The sequence below is a fragment of the Streptomyces sp. NPDC002776 genome, assembly GCF_053592195.1.
Window position 1 is genome coordinate 44,662 of sequence record NZ_JBSFVG010000001.1, and the last position, 21,537, is coordinate 66,198.

A 21,537-nucleotide genomic window follows, 5' to 3' on the forward strand; every position below is an offset into this window, starting at 1 on the left:
GGCCGCACCCCATTTGGGGTGCGGCCCTGCCGTTTATCCTGGTGGGCATGTACTTCACCGACCGAGGCATCGAAGAACTGGAGAAGCGGCGGGGCGAGGAGGAGGTCTCCTTCGAGTGGCTCGCCGAGCAGCTGCGCACGTTCGTCGACCTGAACCCGGACTTCGAGGTGCCGGTGGAGCGGCTCGCCACCTGGCTGGCCCGACTGGACGACGAGGACGACGAGTAGCCGTCCACCCCACGGCGGTGAGAAGCGGGGCGCCCCGAGGGCGCCCCGTCGTCAGTGGGCGCGGGCAGCCGCGTCGCCAGTCGCACGGCGGGGTCACGCCGTCAGTCACGCCCCGGGTCCCGCCGTCAGTCGCGCGCCCGGGTCACGCCGTCGGTCGCGGCCGGGTCACGTCGTACGCCAGTCCCAACGCGCCGTGCGCCAGCAGCGCCCCCGCCACGGTTCAGCCGCCGTCAGCGCTACGGCGGTGAGGAGCGGGGTGCCCAGAGGGCGCCCCGTCGTCAGTGGGGGCGGGCCGCCGCGTCGCCAGTCACGCGCCAGGGTCACGCCGTCAGTCGCGCGGCCGGGTCACGTCGTACGCCAGTCCCAGCGCGCCGTGCGCCAGCAGCAGCGCCCCCGCCGCGGTCCAGCCGCCGCTGCGCCGCCGCAGTCCGAGGGCGGTGAGCGGGAGGCCGGCGGCGAGCTGGGCGGCGGCGAGTGTGCGGGCCTTGGGGGTGCCGGACCAGGGGAGCCAAGGGGCCAAGCGGCCGACGTCGATCGCGTCGAGTTCCGCGCGGAGGGTGCGGTGCGGGCCGGGCCGCCGGCCGGGGCGGGCGTACGGCTGGGCGCGGGCCGTCGCGTGGAGGCGGTCGGCCGGTTCGCCGGGGGTGAGACCGGCGGGGAGGGAGACGCCCGCCCGCGTGAGGACCGCGAGCAGGCCGAGCAGCCGGGCACGCGCGTCGGCGTCGGGGTCCGGCCGGGTGAGCCGGTCCAGGGACTCCATGTCGAGGACGGGATCGAGGCCGAGGCGGGCGGCGAAGGTGCGCATGGCCTCGTCCTCGCCGACCGGGGTGCCGTTGGTGAGCCAGATATATCCGACGGGGCGGCGGAAGCCGGACGCGAGGGTGTAGCCGGCGCGGTCCTCGTCCCACCACAGCGCGAGCACGGGCCAGGGGGCGGCGACGGCGAGGGCGGTGGCCCAGCCGGTCAGCACGCGGTCGACGGACTCGTCGCCGTCCGCCCAGGGCCTGCCCTCGGGCACCAGCACGCTCCACTCCCCGCCCGCGGGGCGGACCAGCATGCGGGTGCCCAGCAGCCGGGCGGGAAGGGCGACGGCATCGGGGTCCGCCCGGCAGAGCAGCAGGGCTCCGGGAGCGGGCGCCCCGGAAACGGGACCGGTGCGGGGAGAATCCGGCGACATGGTCACACGCTAGGGCGATTTCTGATGGTTGGGCGTATTTCCGGGCCACGATCGTCCCCAAAAAGAGTGTCTTGACTTTCCGTGAGCGCGATATATCGTGAATGACAAGAGACGCGATATGGCGCGTCGCCTTCGGGGAGGTCGTCACCATGTCCGAGTGGTCCGTCGCGGAGCCGACCAAGCTCACCTTCGACGTGCCCGTGCGAGATCTCCACGTACGGATCGTCAACGGCACGGTGAACGTGGTGGGCACGGACGAAGGTTCCGCCCGCCTGGAGATCTCCGAGATCGAGGGCCCTCCCCTGCTGGTCACCCAGGAGGACGGCACCCTCACGGTCGCCTACGAGGACCTGCCCTGGAAGGGCTTCCTGAAGTGGCTCGACCGCAAGGGCTGGCGGCGCAGCGCCGTGGTCTCGCTGGCGGTGCCCGCCGACACCCGGATCGAGGTGGGCGTGGTCGGCGCGGGCGCGGTCATCTCCGGGGTGCGCGGCCCCGCGGTGGTGAAGGGCGTCACCGGCGACACGACCCTGGTCGGGCTCTCCGGCCCGGTGCGCGCCGACACGGTCTCCGGGAATCTGGAGGCCCAGGCCGTCACCGGAGATCTGCGCTTCAACTCCGTCTCGGGGGATCTGACGGTCGTGGAGGGCTCGGGCCCCTCCGTGCGGGCGGACTCGGTCAGCGGCTCGATGATCGTCGACCTCGACCCGGAGGGCCCCACGGACGTACGGCTGACCAGCGTCTCCGGCGAGATCGCCATCCGGCTTCCGCAGCCGGCCGATGCCGACGTCGAGGCCAACACCGCGAGCGGCACCATCTCCAACGCCTTCGACGGGCTCCGGGTGCACGGCCAGTGGGGCGCCCACAAGATCACGGGCCGGCTGGGCGCGGGCAACGGCAAGCTGCGGGCGACCACGGTCTCCGGTTCCATCGCCCTGCTGCGCAGGCCACCCCGCGAGGAGGAGCCCTGGGAGGCGGAGGCATGGGAGGAGGCCCCGGCGGACAGCGCCCCGGCCGCCTCGGGGGAGAATTCCGGTTCCGGCCGGGAGACCACCGCCCCCACCGACGCCGAACCGGGCGACCCGGCCGACGGCACGACCGACAAGAAGGTGCTCTGACATGCCTCCCGTCTTCGCCCACGGCCGCCTGCGCCTGTACCTGCTGAAGCTGCTGGACGAGGCCCCGCGCCACGGCTACGAGGTGATCCGCCTCCTGGAGGAGCGCTTCCAGGGCCTGTACGCACCCTCGGCAGGCACCGTCTACCCCCGGCTGGCGAAGCTGGAGAGCGAGGGCCTGGTCACCCACACCACCGAGGGCGGCCGCAAGGTGTACGCCATCACGGACGCGGGGCGGGCCGAGCTGGCCGACCGCAGTGGCGAACTGGCCGATCTGGAGCTGGAGATCCGGGAGTCGGTCGCGGAGCTCGCCGCCGAGATCCGGGCCGATGTGCGCGGCGCCGCCGGTGATCTGCGGCGCGAGATGCGGGCGGCGGCGTCCGAGGCCCGCCAGGGCAACGGCGCCCAGGCGGACGCCGCCTTCGGTGACTTCGCGGACTTCACCGACAAGGAGGCCTGGCGCGCCGCCAAGGAGGAGATGCGCCGCGCCAAGCAGGAGTGGAAGGAACAGGCCCGGCGCGCCAAGGACGAGAGCCGGCGTGCCCGCGACGAGGCCCAGCGCGCCCGGCGCCAGGCCAAGGAGGCCCAGGACCGGGCCCGGGTCCAGGCCCAGGAGGAGGTGCAGCGCATCGCCAAGCGCGTCCAGGACCATGTGCAGGACCACTTCGCGCGGGGCGACTGGCCGGCCGGGGTGCGCGAGGGCCTGACCGAACTGGCCAAGGAGTTCGGCGAGTTCGGGAAGGACTACGGCAAGGAGTTCGGCCGGGGCTTCGGCTTCGGCCGCGGCGGTACGGATTCCGGGCCCGCCCCCGAGTACACCGACACCCCCGAGGACTTCCCCGCCGCGTACGAACCGGCCTGGGCCCATGAGGCCCCGACCGGGGACCCGGCCCGCGATCTGGACCGCCTCCTGGACCGCTTCCGCGACGACATCCGGGACGCGGCCCGGGACCACGGCGTCACCGCGGACCAGCTCCGCGACGCCCGTCGCCATCTGTCGACGGCGGCGGCGCACATAGGGGTGGTCCTCCGGACGCCGCAGCCCTGAGGCGCCGCAGCACCTCGTGGACCGGCCGAGCAGGCACCGGGATCACCCGGCCTTGGCCTCGCCGCCCCGTAGAGGACCCGGGTCAAAGACGCATCGCCCGCGACGCCCGCGACGCCCGTCGCCATCTGTCGACGGCGGCGGCGCACATAGGGGTGGTCCTGCGGACGCCGCAGCCCTGAGGCGCCGCAGCACCTCGTGGACCGGCCGAGCAGGCTCCGGGGTCACCCGGCCTGGGCCTCGCCCGCCCCGTAGAGGACCCGGGTGAGGGACGCGTTGGTCACGCCGTGGTCGGCCAGGACCTCGGCGGAGACGCCGGGGCGGGCCGTCAGGGCGAGGAGGAGGTGCTCGTCGCCGATGTGCCGGTCGCGGTGGGCCATCGCGATGCGCAGGGAGCACACCAGCGTGTCCTTGGCCTCCCTGCCGAAGGGAATGCGTCCGGACCACCAGCCCTTGCCCTTGCGGTTGCCGGACATCGCGCCGGCGCCGTGCACCTCCTCGACCCGGGCGACGATCTCCGCGACGTCGATGCCGAGTCCCGCGAGGGCGTCGGTCTCCGCCTGGGACAGCCCGGCCCGCCGTCGGGCCTCGCCGAGCGCCTCCCGTACCGACTCCCTGCGCTCCGCGAGCCCCAGCGCGGCCAGCGCGAAGGAGGCGCGGCTGCCCTGCCGGTCCAGCAGGGCGAGCAGCAGATGCTCGGCATCCACCCTCCCGGCCCCCGCCCCCTCCGCGTGCTCGACCGCGCCCGTCACGATTGCCCGGGCATCCTTGGTGAACCGCTCGAACATCAATGCCTCCCGTACTTCTTGTGCACGGCCTGCCTGCTGACACCGAGCTCCGCGGCGATCTCCTGCCACGACCACCCCTGATTGCGCGCATTGCGCACCTGCACCGCCTCCAGCTGCTCCAGCAGCCGGCGCAGCGCGGCGACGGCACGCAGTCCGACCCTCGGGTCGCGGTCGCCCGCGCGCTCGGCGAGATCCGTTGCCTCACTCATGCCGTCAATCTAGGTTGACATCCCCCACGTTGTCAACCTCGGTTGACATCTCGCGCACGGGAAAGGCGGGCCCGGCAACCGCCCGGACCCGCCTGACCGACATGCTGGGAGAGGCTCAAGAGTTGGTGAGCACGATCTTGCCGAACTGCTCCCCCGACGCCAGCCGTTCGAAGCCCTCCCGGGCCCGGTCCATCGGCAGCACCTCGTCGATGACGGGCCGCACACCGGTGGCGGCGCAGAAGGAGAGGAGGTCCTCCAGCTCGCCCTTGGTACCCATCGTGGAGCCGACGACCTTCAGCTCCAGGAAGAAGATCCGGGTCAGCTCGGCGTGCGAGGGCCGGTCACCGCTGGTGGCACCGGAGATGACCAGCGTGCCACCGGGCTTCAGCGACTTGACCGAGTGCGACCAGGTCGCGGCGCCCACGGTCTCGATGACGGCGTCGACCCGCTCCGGCAGCCGCGCCCCCGACTCCACGGCCTCCACCGCGCCGAGCTCCAGCGCCCGCTTGCGCTTGGCCTCGTCCCGGCTGGTGGCGAAGACCCGCAGCCCCGCGGCTTTGCCGAGGACGATCGCCGCCGTGGCGACACCGCCGCCCGCGCCCTGGACGAGGACGGAGTCGCCGGGGCGTACCCCCGCGTTGGTGAAGAGCATCCGGTACGCCGTCAGCCAGGCCGTGGGCAGACAGGCGGCCTCCGCGAAGGAGAGCTCCTTCGGCTTGGGGAGGATGTTCCAGGTCGGCACGGCGACCTGGTCCGCGAAGGTGCCCTGGTAGCGCTCGGTGAGGATGGAGCGCGGCTCCTTGGGGCCCACGCCATGGCCGCTCTGGCCGATGACGGAGTGCAGGACGACCTCGTTGCCGTCCTCGTCGACGCCGGCGGCGTCGCAGCCGAGGATCATCGGCAGCTTGTCCTCTGCGAGGCCCACGCCACGCAGGGACCACAGGTCATGGTGGTTGAGGGAGGCGGCCTTGACATGGACGACGCTCCAGCCGGGACGGGCCTCGGGGGCGGGACGCTCCCCCAACTCAAGGCCGGTGAGCGGCTGGTCGCGGTCGATTCGGGCGGCATAGACGGCGAACATGACCTTGACGATAGGCCCGCACGCCCGGCTCGGGAACCGGGGGCGGCTGTGACACATGCCCTCTTGCCAGCAGTAGCCACCGCGCATCCGGGTGCGCGGGCCGGAACCACCCGCCCGGCCCACCGCCAAGGTAAAAAATGACCCCGGCCGGACAACAGCCCGGCCGGGGTCATCTCGCCTACGACTCAGCTCACCGCCGAGCCACGCCCTCCGCGCGGGCCGCGGCGGCGACCGCCGCCGTGACCGCCGGGGCGACCCGCTCGTCGAACGGCGACGGGATCACGTAGTCCGCGGCCAGGTCGTCCCCGACCACCGAGGCCAGCGCCTCCGCGGCCGCGATCTTCATGCCCTCGGTGATCCGGGAGGCCCGGACCTGAAGGGCGCCCGCGAAGATGCCGGGGAACGCCAGGACGTTGTTGATCTGGTTCGGGAAGTCCGAACGGCCCGTCGCCACGACCGCCGCGTACTTGTGCGCGACGTCGGGGTGCACCTCGGGGTTCGGGTTGGCCATCGCGAACACGAAGGCACCCGGCGCCATGGAGGCGACCGCGGCCTCCGCGACCGTACCGCCGGAGACGCCGATGAAGACGTCGGCACCGGCGAGGGCGTCCTCCAGGGAGCCGGTCAGCCCCGCCTTGTTGGTGAAGGAGGCGACCTCGCGCTTCACGTCGGTCAGATCCGCACGATCCGCCGAGATGATGCCCTTGCGGTCGGCGAGCGCGACATCACCGATGCCGGCCTCGACCAGCATCTTGGCGATGGCGACCCCGGCCGCGCCGGCGCCCGAGATGACCGCCCGCAGTTGCCCGATCTCCCGCCGGCTCAGCCGCGCCGCGTTCCGCAGCGCCGCCAGCGTCACGACCGCCGTACCGTGCTGGTCGTCGTGGAAGATCGGGATGTCGAGGCGCTCCTGGAGCTTGCGCTCGATCTCGAAGCACCGCGGCGCCGAGATGTCCTCGAGGTTGACGCCCCCGAAGGAGGGCGCGAGGCGCACCACGGTCTCGACGATCTCGTCGACGCCGGTGCAGTCCAGCGCGATCGGCACCGCGTCCACGCCGCCGAACTGCTTGAACAGAATCGCCTTGCCTTCCATCACCGGAAGGGAGGCCTCAGGACCGATGTCGCCGAGCCCGAGCACGGCCGTACCGTCCGTCACGACGGCGACGACCGACGACTTCCACGTGTAGTCGTGGACGAGATCCGGCTGCTCGGCGATGGCGCTGCACACTTTCGCCACGCCGGGTGTGTACGCGAGGGACAGGTCGTCCTTGTCGCGGACCGGCACGGTGGCTTGCACAGCCATCTTGCCGCCGCGGTGCAGCGCGAACGCGGGGTCGAAGGAATCGAGGGGCTCCGCCCCTCCGTCCTGACCCGTATCGCTGTCGCTGCGAGGATTGACGATCTCCGCTGCCACTTTGTCTGACCCCTTAAATATTCATGGTTTGAGGGTGGCCACTCCCAGGTGAGGGGTGGGCGGGCACCGCGCACAGCCCAGTTACCGATACGTACGGTCACTTGAGGGCACATACGCGACGGGCGCGCCGCACACGCGCCCTGGAGCCCCGGATGAGGGGTGTAAAGCACCTTCTTACCGGACGGACGGCGTCGAGGACGAGTCCAATACGTGCAAGCTCACATGGCGGAACGAAGAACGATCATCGATCACCGCATTCCGGTGACATGAATCATGCGGCGGCATACCGACAAGTAGCCCAACGCCCTTGACGAGGGCCCGACCGGCGCTCAAGCGCAACGGTGGCGAGGCCCCACGGCCATCCGCATCATGAGATGCACCGAAGATCTTCCGGCCGGAAGGAGGGATTCCCGCAGAAGATGCGGTCGGGATGTACCGACCTGGTGCGGTTCGGGGGTAACCCGTTATCCGATTTTGACATAGCTGGCCCCCTGAATGGCTCAGTCCGAATGGCAAGATGCCGTAATCACACGAGGTCGCGACACTCGAAGACGTGTGCTCTCGTCGACCCATCGGCAACTCCACCCATCCGCCGGAGGAACCCACCATGACCGCACGCACCACCCGTCGTACGACCGCCACGCGCTCCCGGCTGGCAGCGGTCGGCTCGATCGCGGTCGCAGGCGCCCTGATGCTCACCGGCTGCGGTGACCAGACGAAGGACGACAGCAGCGAGACCGAAACGAAGACCTCGGCGCCCCTGGCCGACAAGCTTCCGGCATCCATCGCCAGCAAGGGTGTCATCAAGGTCGGCTCCGACATCGCGTATGCGCCGGTGGAGTTCAAGGACGATTCCGGCAAGGTGGTCGGGATCGACCCCGACATCGCCGCGGCGATGGGCAAGCAGCTCGGCGTGAAGTTCGAGTTCCAGAACGCCACGTTCGACACCCTCATCGGTGGTCTCGCCTCCAACCGGTACGACATCGCCATGTCGGCCATGACCGACACCAAGGACCGCCAGGAGGGCGTCGACTCGGACACGGGCAAGAAGGTCGGCGAGGGCGTCGACTTCGTCGACTACTTCACCGCCGGTGTCTCCCTCTACACCAACAAGGGCGACACCCAGGGGATCAAGACCTGGGACGACCTGTGCGGCAAGACCATGGCCGTGCAGCGCAACACCTTCTCGCACGACCTCGCCAAGGAGCAGGCGAAGAAGTGCAAGGACGACGGCAAGAAGGAACTCAAGGTCGAGGACTTCGCCACCAACCCGGAGGCCGAGACCCGGATGCGCTCCAAGGGCGCCGACGTCGTCTCCGCCGACTTCCCGATCGCCGCCTACTCGGTGAAGAACGCGGGCGGGGGCAAGAACTTCGAGATCGTCGGCGACCAGGTCGAGGCAGGTCCGTACGGCATCGCCGTGTCCAAGGAGGACACCGAGCTGCGTGACGCGCTCCAGGCCGCCGTGCAGGCCATCATCGACAACGGCGAGTACGAGAAGATCATCAAGAAGTGGGGCGTCGAGGACGGCGCGATCACCGAGGCCAAGATCAATGGTGGTTCCTGATCCCGTCTCGGCACCGCTCGTTCTGAAAGGCACCACCCGTGACTGTTGACGTCAACAAGACGGACGGTCCCGCCGACCCGACGCCCTCAGCCGGGCCGGAGGCCATCAAGGCCATCCCGGTCCGGCACCCGGGGCGCTACGTGTCCGCGGCCCTCGCTCTCGCCATCTTCGGCGTGATCGTCTACGCCTTCGCGCAAGGCAACATCAACTGGGACGCGATCCCCGAGTACTTCTTCGACGACCGCATCATGGACGGCGTCTGGAAGACCCTCCTGCTCACCGTGCTCTCCATGGTGATCGGCATCGCCGGCGGCATCCTGCTCGCCGTCATGCGCCTGTCGAAGAACCCGGTGACCTCGTCGATCGCCTGGCTCTACATCTGGTTCTTCCGGGGTACCCCGGTCCTGGTCCAGCTGTTCGTCTGGTTCAACCTCGGCCTGGTCTTCGAGTACATCAATCTCGGCCCGATCTACAAGGACTACTGGTCGTCCTTCATGACGCCGCTGCTGACGGCGCTGCTCGGGCTCGGCCTCAACGAGGCCGCGTACATGGCGGAGATCTGCCGCGCCGGCCTGCTCTCGGTCGACGAGGGCCAGAGCGAGGCGTCCCAGGCGCTCGGCATGAGCCACACCAAGACGCTGCGCCGCATCGTCATCCCGCAGGCGATGCGCGTCATCGTGCCGCCCACGGGCAACGAGGTCATCAACATGCTGAAGACCACGTCACTGGTGGCGGCGGTGCAGTATGCGGACCTGTTCAAGCAGGCCCAGGACATCGGCCAGAACGCGGGCTCCACCGTGGAGATGTACTTCCTCGCCGCCGCCTGGTACCTGATCATGACCTCGATCCTGAGCGTCGGCCAGTACTACATCGAGCGGCACTACGCGCGCGGCTCGTCCCGAAGCCTGCCCCCGACGCCCATGCAGCGCATCAAGGCGGCCGTCCTGCCCGCTCGCCGCCCGAAGGGAGTCACGGTATGACCGACGTGACGAAGCAGCCCTCCCAGGACTCGGAGTCCGCCCGGGCCATGGTGAAGGCCGAGGGCGTCCACAAGTCCTTCGGCAGTATCGAGGTCCTCAAGGGCATCGACCTGGAGGTGCGGACCGGCGAGGTGTTCTGCCTCATCGGCCCCTCCGGCTCCGGCAAGTCGACGTTCCTGCGGTGCATCAACCACCTGGAGAAGATCAACGCCGGCCGGCTGTACGTCGACGGCCAGCTGGTCGGCTACCGCCAGAAGGGCGACAAGCTGTACGAGCTCAAGGACAGCGAGGTCGCGCAGCAGCGACGGGACATCGGCATGGTGTTCCAGCGCTTCAACCTGTTCCCGCACATGACCGCCGCGGAGAACGTCATGGAGGCGCCCATCCAGGTCAAGGGCGTCAGCAGGAGCCAGGCCCGGGAGCGGGCGCGGGAGCTGCTGGAGAAGGTCGGCCTCGGCGACAAGGCCGCCAACTATCCCTCGCAGCTCTCCGGCGGCCAGCAGCAGCGGGTGGCGATCGCCCGGGCGCTGGCGATGGACCCGAAGCTGATGCTGTTCGACGAGCCGACCTCGGCCCTCGACCCGGAGCTGGTCGGTGACGTCCTCGACGTCATGCGCGACCTCGCCGAGTCCGGCATGACGATGGTCGTCGTCACCCACGAGATGGGCTTCGCCCGCGAGGTGGGCGACAACCTCGTCTTCATGGACGACGGCGTGGTCGTCGAGTCGGGCGACCCGCGCGAGGTCCTGACGGACCCGCAGCACGAGCGGACGAAGGCGTTCCTGTCCAAGGTCCTCTGACCCTGGCAGGACCCCGGCGGAACGAAGGGGCGGTACGGGACTCCCGTACCGCCCCTTCGTGCACTGCCGCTACGGCCGCAGCCGACAGAGCGGGTCTACTTCAGCGCCAGCACCAGGGCGTCCGACGGTGAGCACCACACCGGCCGGGCCTCGGCGAAGCCCTTCTCGCGCAGCACGCGCGCGTGCCACTGCGCGGACGGGGTGTCGCCGTCGGCGTGCTCGCCGTAGATCTCGAAGCGGCGCGCCGTGGGCTCGGCGAGGACGGGGTCCTTGGCCGCGACCTGCCACCACTCGGCCCAGTCCAGGGCGCCGTCGGCCTTGGCCCGTTCCATGCGCGCGTGCCGCTGCGCCCGCTCGACGGCGTTGATCCGGGGGGTGGTGTCGTCGATCATGTGGTCCGCGTTCATGAAGACACCGCCTTCGCGGACCAGACCGGCGACCTGGCCGTAGAGGGCCGCGAGGGGTTCGCTGTGCAGCCAGTGCAGGGCCGTGGCGGTCAGCACGGCGTCGTAGGAGTCGTACGGCAGCTTCGCCGGCCAGTCGGGGTCCTTGAGGTCGGCGGTGACGAAGGCGACCCGCTCGTCGCCCGCGAAGGTGCCCTCCGCAATGGCGAGCAGCGCCGGGTCCAGGTCCACGCCGGTGCTGGTGGCGCCGGGGAGCCGGGCGAACAGGCGGGCCGTGATGGAGCCTGTGCCGCAGGCCAGGTCGAGGACCCGGGGCTCGGGCCCGACGAGCGCCTCCACCATGTCCAGCATGATCCGGAAGCGCTCCTCCCGGTCGGGCATGTACCACTCCTGCTGCCGGTCCCAGCTCTCCTGCCAGGCGTGCCAGTCGGTTCCGGTACCGGTCGTCATGGGAGCCCCCTCCTCGGACGTATGCGTAATACCCTGGAAGCACGATCGTCTGTTACCCCGACCGCACCCCGACCATAGAGCGCCTTCGTAAGGACTACAAGTGGAACTGGCCTATTACTCGGACTACGCTGTGCGTCTCGTCAACAGCGAGGACCCGGCCCGGGGCAAGGACTCGCTGACGTCCGTCGAGGCCGTCCGCGATCTGTTCGGCGGGAACCAGTCGGCGGCCCGCCGTGCCACGGACGCCGACGTCACCCGGTTCCGCTCGGTCCGGGGCCGGCTGCGTTCGGTGTTCGAGGCGGCCGACGGCGGCGACGAGACGCTCGCCGTGGACCTGCTGAACTCACTGCTGCTGGAGTTCCCGGTCAGCCCGCAGATCTCCGGGCACGACTTCCGGGACGACGACGGCCGCCCGCTGTGGCACATGCACCTCGCCGACCACCCGTCGAACGCCACCGCGGGCTACGCGGCCATCGCGGCGATGGGCCTGGCCTTCCATCTCACGGAGTACGGCGTGGACCGGCTCGGCCTGTGCGAGGCGGCGCCGTGCCGCAACGCCTACCTAGACACCTCGACCAACCGCTCCCGGCGCTACTGCTCTGACCGCTGCGCCACCCGCGCGAACGTGGCCGCCTACCGGGCCCGCAAGCGCCTGGCGGCCGACCGGTCGGACAGCACGGGCCGCACCGCGGACAGCGCCCAGCGCACCAGCGCGAACGGCGAGCGCTGACCGGTCCCGCGCGGCCGGAACCGGGCCCGCACCTTGCCCAGCACCAGCTCCGCCGGGACCGTGCCGTAGTCGGTGCTGTCCCCGCCCGCGTAGGCGTTGTCCCCGAGCACCCACCAGCCGCCCTCGCGGCGCTCCGCGGCCCGCTTGACGACCAGCAGGTCCTGCTGGAAGGGATGACGGAGCACGACCACGTCACCGGGCCGGATCCGGGCCCCGTACTGCACCAGCAGCCGGTCCCCGTGATGCAGCGTGGGCACCATCGACGGCCCGGTCACCTCGGCCGGCCCGAAGGGCAGCAACGACCGCCCGCGCTCGGTCTCCTGCGACAGTTCCGGCATCACCGGCACCTCCCCGGTCCTATCCTCCACCAGTCTCAGTCTGACCCTGGACTTTTGTCCTAAGCCCATGGGGGCACTCGCGAAAACCCGTCCCGCAGGGAGTAATGTCCCACCTGAGAAGACGATCACGAGGAAGGAATGCTCCATGCTTTCCCGCCTGTTTGCCCCCAAGGTGAAGGTCAGCGCGCACTGCGACCTGCCCTGCGGTGTGTACGACCCGGCCCAGGCCCGCATCGAGGCGGAGTCGGTCAAGGCCGTGCAGGAGAAGATGGCCGCCAACGACGACCCGCACTTCCAGGCCCGTGCGACCGTCATCAAGGAGCAGCGCGCCGAGCTCGCCAAGCACCACGTGTCGGTCCTGTGGAGCGACTACTTCAAGCCCCCGCACTTCGAGAAGTACCCGGAGCTGCACCAGCTGGTCAACGACGCGCTCAAGGCCCTGTCGGCCGCGAAGGCGTCCACCGACCCGGCCACCGGCCAGAAGGCGCTGGACTACATCGCCCAGATCGACAAGATCTTCTGGGAGACCAAGAAGGCCTGATCCAGGACCTTTTGGGATCGCCCGGACCGGCGGTCGGTGCACCATCGCAGGTCGACGGGCATCCCCGGAGGGGCCCGGCCGCAGTACGCGGCCGGGCCCCTTCGGCCGTCCGTGCCATGCTGGCGGGGTGCACACCGAGGATCTGGTCCGGCTGCGGCGGGCCCGCGACCGCATGGACCGCGAGTACACCGAGCCCCTCGACATCACCGAGCTGGCCCGGACCGCGCTGATGTCCCCGGGCCACTTCCAGCGCAGCTTCCGCGCCGCCTACGGCGAGACGCCGTACGGCTATCTCATGACCCGCCGGATCGAGCGCGCCAAGGCGCTGCTGCGCCGCGGGGACCTGAGCGTCACGGAGGTCTGCATGGCGGTCGGCTGCACCTCCCTCGGCTCCTTCAGCGCGCGCTTCACCGAGCTGGTCGGCGAGACCCCGAGCGCCTACCGGGCCCGCTCGCACGAGGACGGCGCCGTGATCCCGGCCTGCGTGGCCCGCCGCTTCACCCGGCCGAAACGCTCGTAGCGGCCTAGCCTGCTGTCATGGAGATCAGACTCAAGAACTGTTTCCTGGCCGTGGACGACCATGACAAGGCGATCGCCTTCTACCGGGACGTCCTGGGCATGGAGGTCCGTAACGACGTCGGCTTCGAGGGGATGCGCTGGGTGACCGTCGGATCGCCGGCGCAGCCCGACGTGGACATCGTGCTGGAGCCGCCCGGTGCCGACCCGGACATCTCCCCCGCCGACCGGGAGGCGATGGCCGGTCTGCTCGCCAAGGGCGTGCTGCACGGGGTCAACTTCACCACCGACGACTGCGACGCCCTGTTCGCCCGGGTGCGGGAAGCCGGCGGCGATGTCATCCAGGAGCCGATGGACCAGCCGTACGGGGTGCGCGACTGCGCGTTCCGGGACCCGGCCGGGAACATGCTGCGGTTCATGCAGCCGAACAGCTGACCTACGATCGCGTCCATGACCATCCGCTGGACGTACGCCTTCGTCGACCGGCCCGCCGCCGGCTTCGCCGCCGCCTGTGACTTCTGGACCGCCGTCACCGGCACCCGGCTGTCCGAACTCCGGGGCGAACAGGGCGAGTTCGTGACCCTGCTGCCCGAGTCGGGAGACGCCTGCGTCAAGGTGCAGGGGGTCGTGGACGGACCCGGCGGCGCGCACCTGGACTTCGCCGTCGAGGAGGTGCCGGGCTTCGTGCGGACGGCGCTGCGCACCGGGGCGGAACTCGTCGCCGACCACGGCGACTGGGCCGTACTGCGGTCCCCGGCAGGGCAGTTCTTCTGCGCGGTGCCCTGGCACGGGGAGGCGACCCGGCCGCCGGTGGTCCGGGGGACGCGCCTCGACCAGGTCTGCCTGGACACCCCGCCCTCCCGCTACGACGCCGAAGTCGCCTTCTTCAGCGCCCTGTTGCCCGAGTGGACGTCGGCGCCGGGTTCCCTTCCGGAGTTCCACGTGGTCCGGCCCCCGGCGGGCCTGCCGGTCCGCATCCTGCTGCAACGCCTCGGCGAGGAACGCCCCGCCTCGGCCCATCTCGACCTCGCCTGCGCCGACATCGAGGCGAGCCGGGCCGCCCATGAACGGCTCGGCGCGCGGCTCGTGCACCGCGGCACCCACTGGCGTGTGCTGCGCGACCCGGCGGGCGGCACGTACTGCCTGACGGGCCGGGACCCGCACACCGGCGGCCTGCCCGCCTAACGCCACACCCAGGGCTCCACCCCGACCACCGCGGCCACCGGCAGCGGCCCGTAGATGTGCGGGAACTCCTCGCCGCCGGGCTCGGCCGCCTCGTACCGCACGGGCGCGCCGAGGCGGCCGGGGTCCACCACCAGGACCACCAGATCACTGAGGTCCGCGAACATCGCCTCGGCGATGCGCGGGAGTTGCACGCGCGTGGAGCAGTGGATGAACCCCTCGTCCTGGAGGGTCTTCCCGCGCGTCGAGATCTCGTACGTGCCCGCCGCCCGGGCCTCGTCCCACAGGGACCGCTGGGTGAGGTGCAGGATGGGTTCGCTCATGCGGTCACGTTACGGCGCCAGCCGCGCCGCCCGCCCCCGCAGACAGCGCTGCTCGGGCAGGCTCATGGTCTGCGCCGCCGCCGACTCGTGGGCGGCCCGGGCGGCGGCGTGATCCCCGGCGCGCTCCAGCGGATGCCCCCGTACGGCATCCCGCCGGTGCTCCAACTCCCCCTTCAGCGCCTCCACTTCCTCACGTCCCGCCTCCGGACCGCGCACCATGGCGACGGCGACCGCGCGGTTCAGGCGCTCGACGGGGCCGGGGACCAGGCGCACCAGCACGTCGTACAGGCCGAGGATCTCCCGCCAGTCCGTGGCGTCCGCGGACGGTGCCTCGTCGGGGACGGCGGCGATGGCCGCGCGGAGCTGGTACGGCCCCGCCGGGCCCGCGCTCAGCGCCCCGGTGACCAGCGCGGCGCCCTCCTCGATCGCCGCCTTGTCCCAGCGCTCGCGCTCCTGCTCGTCGAGCGGCACGAGGTCGCCGCCCCGGCCGGTGCGGCGTCGCGGCCGGAGGTCGCCGCGTAACCCTCGTTGAAGATCAGACAGAGGGTGTGCAGGACGGCGGGGAGCCGTTCCGCCCAGTTGTCGGGGCGCCCGAAGCCGGCCCCGCGCACCTTCTGCTTGGCACGGCTGATGCTCCCCCAGTGGGGGCACCCCCAGGAAAAGGCCGTACCGCCGCACGAGCGCACCGAGGACCTGCGGCGCGTGGTGGCGCAGCAGGTCCTCGAGGTGTCGCTCATGCGGTTCAGACGTCTCCGGTGCCCTCGTCGACGGGCCGGATCACCACCGGGTACGGGTCCTGGAGTGCGCGAGCCTGGAGCGGGTCACCGAGGTCGCCGCCCGAATCCTGGAGTGCCCGCAGCCGGCGGGCGCCCCGGTGTCTCCGACGCGCCGCCCTTCATCGCCTCGTAGTCCGCCTGGCTTCCCTGCACCATGACCAGGTACTTCATGACTCGCTCCTTTGTCTCGCGCCGCCCGTCGGGGCGGCTCTCACGGGGGACGTCGGAGCCGGGCCCGGGTTCTCGACATGGTGCGGGCCGACCTTTTCAGGAACTGCTCGAGGCGGGTTCCTCGGGCTCCTCCCGGCGCTCGGGATCTTCGGGGTGCTCGTGGCCTGCCGCGCACGTGGGGTTACGGCAGGGGCCGGCCACCCAGCGCGGTACCCATGCGCCCAGCGTCTTGTGGCGCCGGACGACCGTTTCGACGGACTGTCCGCAGACGGGACAGGCATGTTCGTCGCTGCTGTCCATGTCCCAAGGGTAGGCCGGTCAGCGCTTCCGTGCGTAGGTGCGGACCAGCACTCCGTTACCGAACGTGCGGACGCCTTCCAGGGTGAAGTCGCTGACGGCGAACCCGGTGCCGCCGAACATGGGCAGGCCCGCGCCGTAGACCTGCGGGTACGTCTTGATCACGAGTTCGTCGATCTCGTCGAGCAGTTGGCCCGCGATCTGGGAGCCGCCGCACAGCCAGATGTCCAGTTCGCTGTCCTCGGCCTTGAGCTCACGGACGCGGGCGACCAGGTCGCCGTCGATCACGGTGACGTTCGGGTCCGGGGAGGCGCCGAGGGTGCGCGAGGCGACGTATTCGCGCAGATGGCCGTAGGGGCTGGTGATGCCGAGATCGAGGGCGAGCTGGTAGCTGGCGCGGCCCTGGATCACCGTGTCGAAGCGGAGGTTCTCGGCGTCCTGGAGGCCGAGGTGCTCGCGGCCCTGCACCGCGACCGTCTCCGGCCAGGTCGAGGCGAGGTAGCCGAGGAACTCCTCGTCCAGGAACGCGAACATCGAGGAGGCGTCGCCCTTCGGGTCGCCGATGAACCCGTCGATGGAGCAGGCGATGAAGTACGTGAGCTTTCGCAAGCCGGGGCTCTTTCCGTAGGGTGTCGTTGAACAACTGCAGTTGTAGTACTTCGCTCGTAGTGGTTGCAAGTGTTTTCGGGGACGGGATTTAAGTGGGAGAGGAGATTCCGCATTGGCCAGGAATCCGGAACGGCGGGCGGCGCTGGTGGACGCCGGGGTGGCGGTGCTCGCGCGGGAAGGGGCGCGCGGGCTGACGTTCCGCGCGGTGGACGCCGAGGCGGGGGTGCCGGTGGGCACGGCCTCCAACTACTTCACCGGGCGCGACGACCTGCTGCGGCAGATCGACGCCCGGTTGCACGTACGGCTGGCCCCCGACCCCGAGGTGATCGCCGAGCTGCTCGAACGGCCGAAGGACCGGTCACTGGTGACGGCGTTCATGCACGACCTGATGGGCCGGGCCGTCCGCGACCGCACCGGCTATCTGGCGCTGCTGGAGATGCGCCTGGAGGCGACCCGGCGCCCGGAACTGCGGGCTTCCTACACGGAGTCGGTGCGCGGGGACCTCACGGAGGGCATGGAGTTCCACCGCGCCGCCGGGCTCCCGGGCGGCGACGAGACCGTCACGGTGCTCTATCTCGCCATGCTCGGCCTGATCCTGGAGCATCTGACGCTGCCGGGGGTGCTGGAGGGTGTACTGCCGGGTGTGGGGGTTCCGGAGGGGCTGATCGAGCGGATCGTGGAGATGGTGGTGCCGGGGCCGGTGCCGGGGCCGGAGGCGGGGGCGTAGGCGGGCTCAGCGCGGTTCGCGCCACATGGGGAACATCTGGGGGCCGCCGGGCAGGGTGAGCGGGGTGCCGAGGAGTTCGAAGCCGAGGCGTTCGTACAGCTTGCGGCTGCGGGCGCTGCTCGCCTCCAGGTAGGCGGGGACGCCGTCGCTGTCGCAGCGGTCGAGTACGGCGCCGATCAGGGTGGAGCCGAGGCCCTCGCCCTGCCGGCCGGGGGCGACGCCGATCATCCACAGGTATTCGTGGGCGCGGTCGGCGGGGTGGATGTCGGCGGTCAGGCGGGCGATCAGCTCGACGCGCTCGTTCTCCGGGTCCACGGCGTTCCGCAGTTGCACGGGGCCGTCGTCGTCGGGGTCGTGCTCCCCGGCGGGCGTCGGCAGCCACAGGGCGCAGGCCGAGCCGTCCTGGGTCAGGTCGATCCGCCCCTCGGCGAGCACGATGTCGGTGAAGGCCGCCATCAGCCGGTGATGGGTCGCCCGGCGGTACTCGGCACCGGGAAACACCCAGCCGCTGACCGGGTCGTCCTGGAACGCCTCGTCCAGCAGCCGCACCACCAGGTCCCGGTCCGCCTCACTCGCCGCCCGGATCACCACACCCATGTCCCGCCCCTTCATCTCGATCGGCCGTGATCGGCCTTGATCGTATGGCGGTCGGGCCACGCGGGGCGGTCATGGCCAAAGATTGACGGAATTCGACTCAGCACTGCGCGGTCATCGGCGCCGGGAAGAGCCTGGCGAGCGAACAGGCGCCGCACGCCAGGGGGTTGCTCGGGTTCCGGGTGGCCGGGACGGGGGCTGCACGGCCGCCCGACCCACCGGCCTACGGCTCCCCCGGCACCCTGGCGGCCCCGGTGAACCGCTCGCGGCGAGGATGCACGGCACCCCGGCGCGACGGTCGGACGAGCCCGCACGACCCGACGGGATACCGCTGCCCCGGCGCCCGGGCAGGCCTGGTGAACGAACCCCGGACATGCCTGGTGAATGAACAGGCCCCGCACACCCTGATGTGCGCAGGTGACCCCGGCGGCCGGGGCGGCGTCGTAGGAGCCCGCACGACCCGACGGGATACCGCTCACCCGGTGAATGAACAGGCCCCGCACACCGTGAGAATGCGCGCGTGGCCCCGGCGGCCGGGGCGGGCGTCGTACGAGGCCGCACGACCCGACGGAAGAACGCTCGGCCGGTGCATGAACAGGCCCCGCGCACCGTGGGGATGCGCGGGACCTGGCCGGGCCGGCGGTCGTGCGGGGTCAGGAGCCGCGCGATCGCCGGTCCGGGGTCTTCAGGTGCTGCGCCGGGTGACGAACTCGGCCAGCGCCAGCAGCCCGCCCGCCGCCTCCGGTTCGGGCACCGCGCGGGCCAGCTCCTGCATCGCGCGGGCCATCCGGTCGGCCGCCTGGACCTGCGCCCAGTCACGGCCGCCCGCCTGTTCCACGGCCAGCGCGGTGCGGGCGGTCTCCTCCTCCCCCGCCAGACCGCCCGTGCCGTACGGCACTTCGTACAGCTCGGCGAGCTCCCGCGCCGCCGGGGTGCCGGAGGTGAGCGCGGCGACGACCGGCAGCGACTTCTTGCGGGCGGCCAGGTCCGCGCCGGCCGGCTTGCCGGTGCGCCGGGGGTCGCCCCATATGCCGATGACGTCGTCGATGAGCTGGAAGGCGAGCCCGGCCTCACGGCCGAACGCGTCCATCGCCTCCACGTCCTCCCGCGGCGCGCCGGCATACAGCGCGCCGAGGGCACAGGCGCAGCCCAGCAGGGCTCCCGTCTTGGCCTCGGCCATCGCGAGCGCCTCGTCGAGGCCGATCTCGGCGCAGGCCCGCTTCTCCAGGGCCGTGTCCGCGTGCTGCCCCTCGCACAGCTCGACCACACAGGCGGCGAGCCGGGCGGCGGCCCCGGTGGACGCCGGATGCGGGTCCCCGGCGAGTAGTCCGAGGGCGAGGGCCTGGAGGGCGTCCCCGGCGAGGATCGCGTCGGCGTCCCCGAACACCGTCCAGGCGGTCGGCCGGTGCCGTCGGGTGGAGTCCCGGTCCATCACGTCGTCGTGCAGCAACGTGAAGTTGTGGATCAGCTCCACCGCCGCGGCGGCCCGTACGGCGGCCTTGCGGGCGGCCGGCCCGCCGAGCGCCTCCGCCGCGGTGAGGACGAGCGCGGGACGGATCGCCTTGCCCGCGTTGCCCGCGGCGGGTGTGCCGTCCGCGTGCTCCCAGCCGAAGTGGTAGAGCGCGACCCGGCGCATGGCCTTGGGCAATGAGTCGATGGCGGCGCGCAGTTCGGGGTCGACGGACCCCCGTGCGCGTTCCAGGATGGCCATCGCCTCCTGTCCGTCGAGCGCATCCGGCCCGGCGTGTGTCTGGGTCCCGATGGGCCTCCGCCTTTCCCGCGTCTCGGTCGGTAGCCGCCCTCCGGCGGGGTGTTGCTGCGTATCGGTCATGAACTCACCCACCGATCACCCCAGTTGGCCGACGCTGGCACTGGTCCCGCGGCCGGGCGCGTACTCCGAGGATGTACCCGCCCCGGAGGGCGGGGACACCGGTTGCCGGCGGGAGGCTCACTGCCAGCGCCCGATCTCGACGTTCTCCAGTACACCGAGCGCGTCCGGCACGAGGACCGCGGCCGAGTAGTAGGCGGTCACCAGGTACTTGATGATCGCCTGTTCGTTGATGCCCATGAACCGCACCGACAGGCTCGGCTCGATCTCGTCCGGGATACCGGCCTGCTGGAGCCCGATGACCCCCTGCTCGGCCTCACCGGTACGCATGGCGATGATCGAGGTCGTGCGAGCCTCGCTGACCGGGATCTTGTTGCACGGGAAGATCGGCACCCCGCGCCAGGTGGGCAGCCGGTTGCCGGCCATGTCGATGCTCTCGGTCACCAGTCCGCGCTTGTTGAGCTCGCGGCCGAACGCGGCGATCGCGCGCGGGTGGGCGAGGAACAGCTTGGTGCCGCGGCGCCTGCTGAGCAGCTCGTCCATGTCGTCGGGCCCGGGCACGCCGTCGTGCGGCTGGATCCGCTGGTCGTACTCGCAGTTGTTGAGCAGCCCGAACTCGCGGTTGTTGATGAGTTCGTGCTCCTGACGCTCCTTGAGCGCCTCGACGGTCAGCCGGAGCTGCTGCTCGGTCTGGTTCATCGGCTGGTTGTAGAGGTCAGCCACCCGGGAGTGGATGCGCAGGACGGTCTGGGCGATGCTCAGTTCGTACTCGCGGGGCTTGGCCTCGTAATCGACGAAGGTGTGCGGGATGTCCGGCTCCCCGCTGTGACCGGACGCGAGGTCGATCTCCTTCTCGCCGTGCCTGTTGGTGCGCTGGGCCGGGATCGAGCGCTGCCGGTCGAAATGCTCGCGCAGGGAGTCGGAGCGCTCGGCGACCTGCTCCACATCCTCGCGGGACAGGACGAGCACGGTGCACGCGGTGACCGTGCGGACCGTGTACTCCCAGATGGCGTCCGTGGCGAGCAGCGCCTGGTCGCCGACGTAGGCACCGTCGGCCAGCACGCCGAGGGACTCGTCCTCGCCGTAGGGACCGGTGCCGACCTTCTCCACCCGCCCGTGCGCCAGCAGGTACACCTCGTCGGCGGGGCTGCCGAAGGAGACAAGCACCTCGCCCGCGGCCAGCTCCCGCTGCTCGCAGCGCCGGGCGAGCTCGGTGAGCACCTCCTGGTCCTCGTAGTCGCGCAGCGCGGGCAGTTCGCACAGCTCCCCGGGGATGACCTCGACCCGGTCGCCGGTCTTCACAAAGGTGACCCTGCCGTCCCCCACGGCGTAGGTCAGGCGGCGGTTCACTCGGTACGTACCGCCCTGGACGTTCACCCACGGCAGCATGCGCAGCAGCCAGCGGGAGCTGATCTCCTGCATCTGCGGCGCGGACTTGGTCGTGGTGGCCAGGTTCCGCGCGGCGCTGGTGCCGAGACTCTGCTGCGGCCTGCCCTCATCAGTGCGGATCTCTTCGCCTACCGACATAAGGAATTGCCCTCCCGGTCATGCACCGGCGCCGTTGTGCGCCGGGCATCGAATCGCAGGGCCAAGCCTTCCTCACGGAGCGTGCCGGTGCTATTACACGAACGAGCGGGAATGGATCACGGGG

General features: G+C 71.1%; 25 protein-coding genes and 1 pseudogene. 12 read left to right on the forward strand and 14 right to left on the reverse strand.

All coding sequences use genetic code 11. The annotated features are described in order from the left end of the window. Window positions 1-47: 47 nt before the first annotated feature. The gene (locus ACWD11_RS00195) at window positions 48-227 is read left to right on the forward strand and encodes a DUF6104 family protein (RefSeq protein WP_018544467.1); all 180 of its coding nucleotides are present in this window, start codon (window positions 48-50) and stop codon (window positions 225-227) included. A gap of 328 nt (window positions 228-555) precedes the next feature. On the opposite strand, the gene ACWD11_RS00200 is transcribed toward ACWD11_RS00195, so the two are convergent. Then, a complete protein-coding gene (locus tag ACWD11_RS00200; protein ID WP_451280369.1) occupies window positions 556-1,404 on the reverse strand; it encodes a hypothetical protein in 849 nt (282 codons plus the stop codon). 149 nt (window positions 1,405-1,553) lie between these two features. Here ACWD11_RS00200 and ACWD11_RS00205 point away from each other — a divergent pair, with 149 nt between their 5' ends. Together ACWD11_RS00205 and ACWD11_RS00210 are read left to right on the forward strand one after the other, a co-directional pair. Further along, window positions 1,554-2,519, forward strand: a complete 966-nt coding sequence (locus tag ACWD11_RS00205) for a DUF4097 family beta strand repeat-containing protein (protein WP_451281108.1) — start codon at window positions 1,554-1,556, stop codon at window positions 2,517-2,519. A gap of 1 nt (window position 2,520) precedes the next feature. Then, a complete protein-coding gene (locus ACWD11_RS00210; protein WP_451280371.1) occupies window positions 2,521-3,564 on the forward strand; it encodes a helix-turn-helix transcriptional regulator in 1,044 nt (347 codons plus the stop codon). 221 nt (window positions 3,565-3,785) lie between these two features. Here the strand turns inward: ACWD11_RS00210 and ACWD11_RS00215 are convergent, their stop codons facing one another. From ACWD11_RS00215 to ACWD11_RS00230, 4 genes are all read right to left on the reverse strand, one after another. Continuing rightward, a complete protein-coding gene (locus ACWD11_RS00215; RefSeq protein WP_451280373.1) occupies window positions 3,786-4,349 on the reverse strand; it encodes a Clp protease N-terminal domain-containing protein in 564 nt (187 codons plus the stop codon). Beyond that, window positions 4,349-4,558 carry an HTH domain-containing protein gene (locus ACWD11_RS00220; protein WP_250075886.1) on the reverse strand — a complete coding sequence of 70 codons (210 nt, stop codon included), beginning with the start codon at window positions 4,556-4,558 and terminating at the stop codon, window positions 4,349-4,351. Before ACWD11_RS00220 ends, ACWD11_RS00215 begins: the two co-directional genes overlap by 1 nt. Before the next feature lie 115 nt (window positions 4,559-4,673). Beyond that, window positions 4,674-5,639, reverse strand: coding sequence for a zinc-binding dehydrogenase (locus ACWD11_RS00225; protein ID WP_451280375.1), 966 nt, complete (start codon window positions 5,637-5,639; stop codon window positions 4,674-4,676). A 190-nt stretch (window positions 5,640-5,829) separates the two neighbouring features. After that, a complete protein-coding gene (locus ACWD11_RS00230) occupies window positions 5,830-7,053 on the reverse strand; it encodes an NAD(P)-dependent malic enzyme (protein WP_451280377.1) in 1,224 nt (407 codons plus the stop codon). A 607-nt stretch (window positions 7,054-7,660) separates the two neighbouring features. Here ACWD11_RS00230 and ACWD11_RS00235 point away from each other — a divergent pair. The 3 genes from ACWD11_RS00235 to ACWD11_RS00245 are packed head-to-tail and all read left to right on the forward strand — an operon-like array spanning window position 7,661 to window position 10,400. Next, entirely contained in the window at window positions 7,661-8,620 is a 960-nt protein-coding gene (locus ACWD11_RS00235; RefSeq protein ID WP_451280379.1) for an ABC transporter substrate-binding protein, read from the forward strand. 38 nt (window positions 8,621-8,658) lie between these two features. Continuing rightward, window positions 8,659-9,600 carry an amino acid ABC transporter permease gene (locus ACWD11_RS00240; protein ID WP_389414979.1) on the forward strand — a complete coding sequence of 314 codons (942 nt, stop codon included), beginning with the start codon at window positions 8,659-8,661 and terminating at the stop codon, window positions 9,598-9,600. After that, a complete protein-coding gene (locus ACWD11_RS00245; protein ID WP_451280382.1) occupies window positions 9,597-10,400 on the forward strand; it encodes an amino acid ABC transporter ATP-binding protein in 804 nt (267 codons plus the stop codon). Before ACWD11_RS00240 ends, ACWD11_RS00245 begins: the two co-directional genes overlap by 4 nt. 95 nt (window positions 10,401-10,495) lie before the next feature. Here the strand turns inward: ACWD11_RS00245 and ACWD11_RS00250 are convergent, their stop codons facing one another. Beyond that, window positions 10,496-11,254 carry a class I SAM-dependent methyltransferase gene (locus ACWD11_RS00250; protein WP_451280383.1) on the reverse strand — a complete coding sequence of 253 codons (759 nt, stop codon included), beginning with the start codon at window positions 11,252-11,254 and terminating at the stop codon, window positions 10,496-10,498. A 100-nt stretch (window positions 11,255-11,354) separates the two neighbouring features. Between ACWD11_RS00250 and ACWD11_RS00255 the strand changes: the two genes are divergently transcribed. Then, complete coding sequence (locus ACWD11_RS00255) at window positions 11,355-11,984, forward strand: CGNR zinc finger domain-containing protein (protein ID WP_389414982.1); 630 nt, start codon at window positions 11,355-11,357, stop codon at window positions 11,982-11,984. Here the strand turns inward: ACWD11_RS00255 and sodX are convergent. Next, window positions 11,888-12,322, reverse strand: a complete 435-nt coding sequence (sodX, locus tag ACWD11_RS00260; protein ID WP_389415618.1) for a nickel-type superoxide dismutase maturation protease — start codon at window positions 12,320-12,322, stop codon at window positions 11,888-11,890. The two genes, ACWD11_RS00255 and sodX, sit on opposite strands and share 97 nt — an antisense overlap. A gap of 145 nt (window positions 12,323-12,467) precedes the next feature. Here sodX and sodN point away from each other — a divergent pair, with 145 nt between their 5' ends. The 4 genes from sodN (at window position 12,468) to ACWD11_RS00280 (ending at window position 14,564) form a co-directional block, all read left to right on the forward strand. Beyond that, entirely contained in the window at window positions 12,468-12,863 is a 396-nt protein-coding gene (sodN, locus tag ACWD11_RS00265) for a superoxide dismutase, Ni (RefSeq protein WP_020123534.1), read from the forward strand. A gap of 127 nt (window positions 12,864-12,990) precedes the next feature. Continuing rightward, on the forward strand, window positions 12,991-13,383 hold the full coding sequence (locus ACWD11_RS00270) for a helix-turn-helix transcriptional regulator (RefSeq protein WP_389414983.1): 393 nt from the start codon (window positions 12,991-12,993) through the stop codon (window positions 13,381-13,383). Window positions 13,384-13,400: 17 nt separating this feature from the next. Continuing rightward, window positions 13,401-13,814 carry a VOC family protein gene (locus tag ACWD11_RS00275; RefSeq protein ID WP_383312158.1) on the forward strand — a complete coding sequence of 138 codons (414 nt, stop codon included), beginning with the start codon at window positions 13,401-13,403 and terminating at the stop codon, window positions 13,812-13,814. Between the two features lie 15 nt (window positions 13,815-13,829). Then, window positions 13,830-14,564, forward strand: a complete 735-nt coding sequence (locus ACWD11_RS00280) for a VOC family protein (protein ID WP_451280386.1) — start codon at window positions 13,830-13,832, stop codon at window positions 14,562-14,564. Here the strand turns inward: ACWD11_RS00280 and ACWD11_RS00285 are convergent. From ACWD11_RS00285 to ACWD11_RS00300, 4 genes and pseudogenes are all read right to left on the reverse strand, one after another. Then, window positions 14,561-14,884, reverse strand: coding sequence for a DUF952 domain-containing protein (locus ACWD11_RS00285; protein ID WP_389414986.1), 324 nt, complete (start codon window positions 14,882-14,884; stop codon window positions 14,561-14,563). The genes ACWD11_RS00280 and ACWD11_RS00285 overlap by 4 nt on opposite strands. A 9-nt stretch (window positions 14,885-14,893) precedes the next feature. Further along, window positions 14,894-15,516, reverse strand: a pseudogene (locus ACWD11_RS00290) (DUF6596 domain-containing protein); the annotation flags it as partial. A gap of 411 nt (window positions 15,517-15,927) precedes the next feature. Beyond that, window positions 15,928-16,131, reverse strand: coding sequence for a hypothetical protein (locus ACWD11_RS00295; protein ID WP_389414987.1), 204 nt, complete (start codon window positions 16,129-16,131; stop codon window positions 15,928-15,930). A gap of 18 nt (window positions 16,132-16,149) precedes the next feature. Then, window positions 16,150-16,737, reverse strand: coding sequence for a dihydrofolate reductase family protein (locus tag ACWD11_RS00300; protein WP_451280388.1), 588 nt, complete (start codon window positions 16,735-16,737; stop codon window positions 16,150-16,152). 112 nt (window positions 16,738-16,849) lie between these two features. Between ACWD11_RS00300 and ACWD11_RS00305 the strand changes: the two genes are divergently transcribed. After that, on the forward strand, window positions 16,850-17,464 hold the full coding sequence (locus ACWD11_RS00305; protein ID WP_451280390.1) for a TetR/AcrR family transcriptional regulator: 615 nt from the start codon (window positions 16,850-16,852) through the stop codon (window positions 17,462-17,464). Between the two features lie 6 nt (window positions 17,465-17,470). Here ACWD11_RS00305 and ACWD11_RS00310 read toward each other — a convergent pair whose 3' ends face one another. The 3 genes from ACWD11_RS00310 to ACWD11_RS00320 all read right to left on the reverse strand — a co-directional run bounded on the left by ACWD11_RS00310 (window position 17,471) and on the right by ACWD11_RS00320 (window position 21,413). After that, window positions 17,471-18,061 carry a GNAT family N-acetyltransferase gene (locus ACWD11_RS00310; RefSeq protein ID WP_451280392.1) on the reverse strand — a complete coding sequence of 197 codons (591 nt, stop codon included), beginning with the start codon at window positions 18,059-18,061 and terminating at the stop codon, window positions 17,471-17,473. Between the two features lie 682 nt (window positions 18,062-18,743). Then, a complete protein-coding gene (locus ACWD11_RS00315; protein WP_451280394.1) occupies window positions 18,744-19,889 on the reverse strand; it encodes a family 2 encapsulin nanocompartment cargo protein polyprenyl transferase in 1,146 nt (381 codons plus the stop codon). A 117-nt stretch (window positions 19,890-20,006) separates the two neighbouring features. After that, window positions 20,007-21,413 (reverse strand): family 2B encapsulin nanocompartment shell protein, encoded by a 1,407-nt coding sequence (locus ACWD11_RS00320; protein ID WP_389414992.1) that lies wholly within the window; start codon window positions 21,411-21,413, stop codon window positions 20,007-20,009. Window positions 21,414-21,537 lie beyond the last annotated feature (124 nt).

Excerpts from the sequence above, each read along its gene's own strand:
- ACWD11_RS00245 (WP_451280382.1), top strand. The coding sequence starts at position 9,597 with ATGACCGACGTGACGAAGCAGCCCTCCCAGGACTCGGAGTCCGCCCGG.
- ACWD11_RS00280 (WP_451280386.1), top strand. The coding sequence starts at position 13,830 with ATGACCATCCGCTGGACGTACGCCTTCGTCGACCGGCCCGCCGCCGGC.
- ACWD11_RS00310 (WP_451280392.1), bottom strand. The coding sequence starts at position 18,061 with ATGGGTGTGGTGATCCGGGCGGCGAGTGAGGCGGACCGGGACCTGGTG.
- ACWD11_RS00235 (WP_451280379.1), top strand. The coding sequence starts at position 7,661 with ATGACCGCACGCACCACCCGTCGTACGACCGCCACGCGCTCCCGGCTG.
- ACWD11_RS00205 (WP_451281108.1), top strand. The coding sequence starts at position 1,554 with ATGTCCGAGTGGTCCGTCGCGGAGCCGACCAAGCTCACCTTCGACGTG.
- sodN (WP_020123534.1), top strand. The coding sequence starts at position 12,468 with ATGCTTTCCCGCCTGTTTGCCCCCAAGGTGAAGGTCAGCGCGCACTGC.
- ACWD11_RS00200 (WP_451280369.1), bottom strand. The coding sequence starts at position 1,404 with ATGTCGCCGGATTCTCCCCGCACCGGTCCCGTTTCCGGGGCGCCCGCT.
- ACWD11_RS00295 (WP_389414987.1), bottom strand. The coding sequence starts at position 16,131 with ATGGACAGCAGCGACGAACATGCCTGTCCCGTCTGCGGACAGTCCGTC.
- sodX (WP_389415618.1), bottom strand. The coding sequence starts at position 12,322 with ATGCCGGAACTGTCGCAGGAGACCGAGCGCGGGCGGTCGTTGCTGCCC.
- ACWD11_RS00225 (WP_451280375.1), bottom strand. The coding sequence starts at position 5,639 with ATGTTCGCCGTCTATGCCGCCCGAATCGACCGCGACCAGCCGCTCACC.
- ACWD11_RS00285 (WP_389414986.1), bottom strand. The coding sequence starts at position 14,884 with ATGAGCGAACCCATCCTGCACCTCACCCAGCGGTCCCTGTGGGACGAG.
- ACWD11_RS00320 (WP_389414992.1), bottom strand. The coding sequence starts at position 21,413 with ATGTCGGTAGGCGAAGAGATCCGCACTGATGAGGGCAGGCCGCAGCAG.
- ACWD11_RS00215 (WP_451280373.1), bottom strand. The coding sequence starts at position 4,349 with ATGTTCGAGCGGTTCACCAAGGATGCCCGGGCAATCGTGACGGGCGCG.
- ACWD11_RS00195 (WP_018544467.1), top strand. The coding sequence starts at position 48 with ATGTACTTCACCGACCGAGGCATCGAAGAACTGGAGAAGCGGCGGGGC.
- ACWD11_RS00220 (WP_250075886.1), bottom strand. The coding sequence starts at position 4,558 with ATGAGTGAGGCAACGGATCTCGCCGAGCGCGCGGGCGACCGCGACCCG.
- ACWD11_RS00210 (WP_451280371.1), top strand. The coding sequence starts at position 2,521 with ATGCCTCCCGTCTTCGCCCACGGCCGCCTGCGCCTGTACCTGCTGAAG.
- ACWD11_RS00275 (WP_383312158.1), top strand. The coding sequence starts at position 13,401 with ATGGAGATCAGACTCAAGAACTGTTTCCTGGCCGTGGACGACCATGAC.
- ACWD11_RS00315 (WP_451280394.1), bottom strand. The coding sequence starts at position 19,889 with ATGACCGATACGCAGCAACACCCCGCCGGAGGGCGGCTACCGACCGAG.
- ACWD11_RS00250 (WP_451280383.1), bottom strand. The coding sequence starts at position 11,254 with ATGACGACCGGTACCGGAACCGACTGGCACGCCTGGCAGGAGAGCTGG.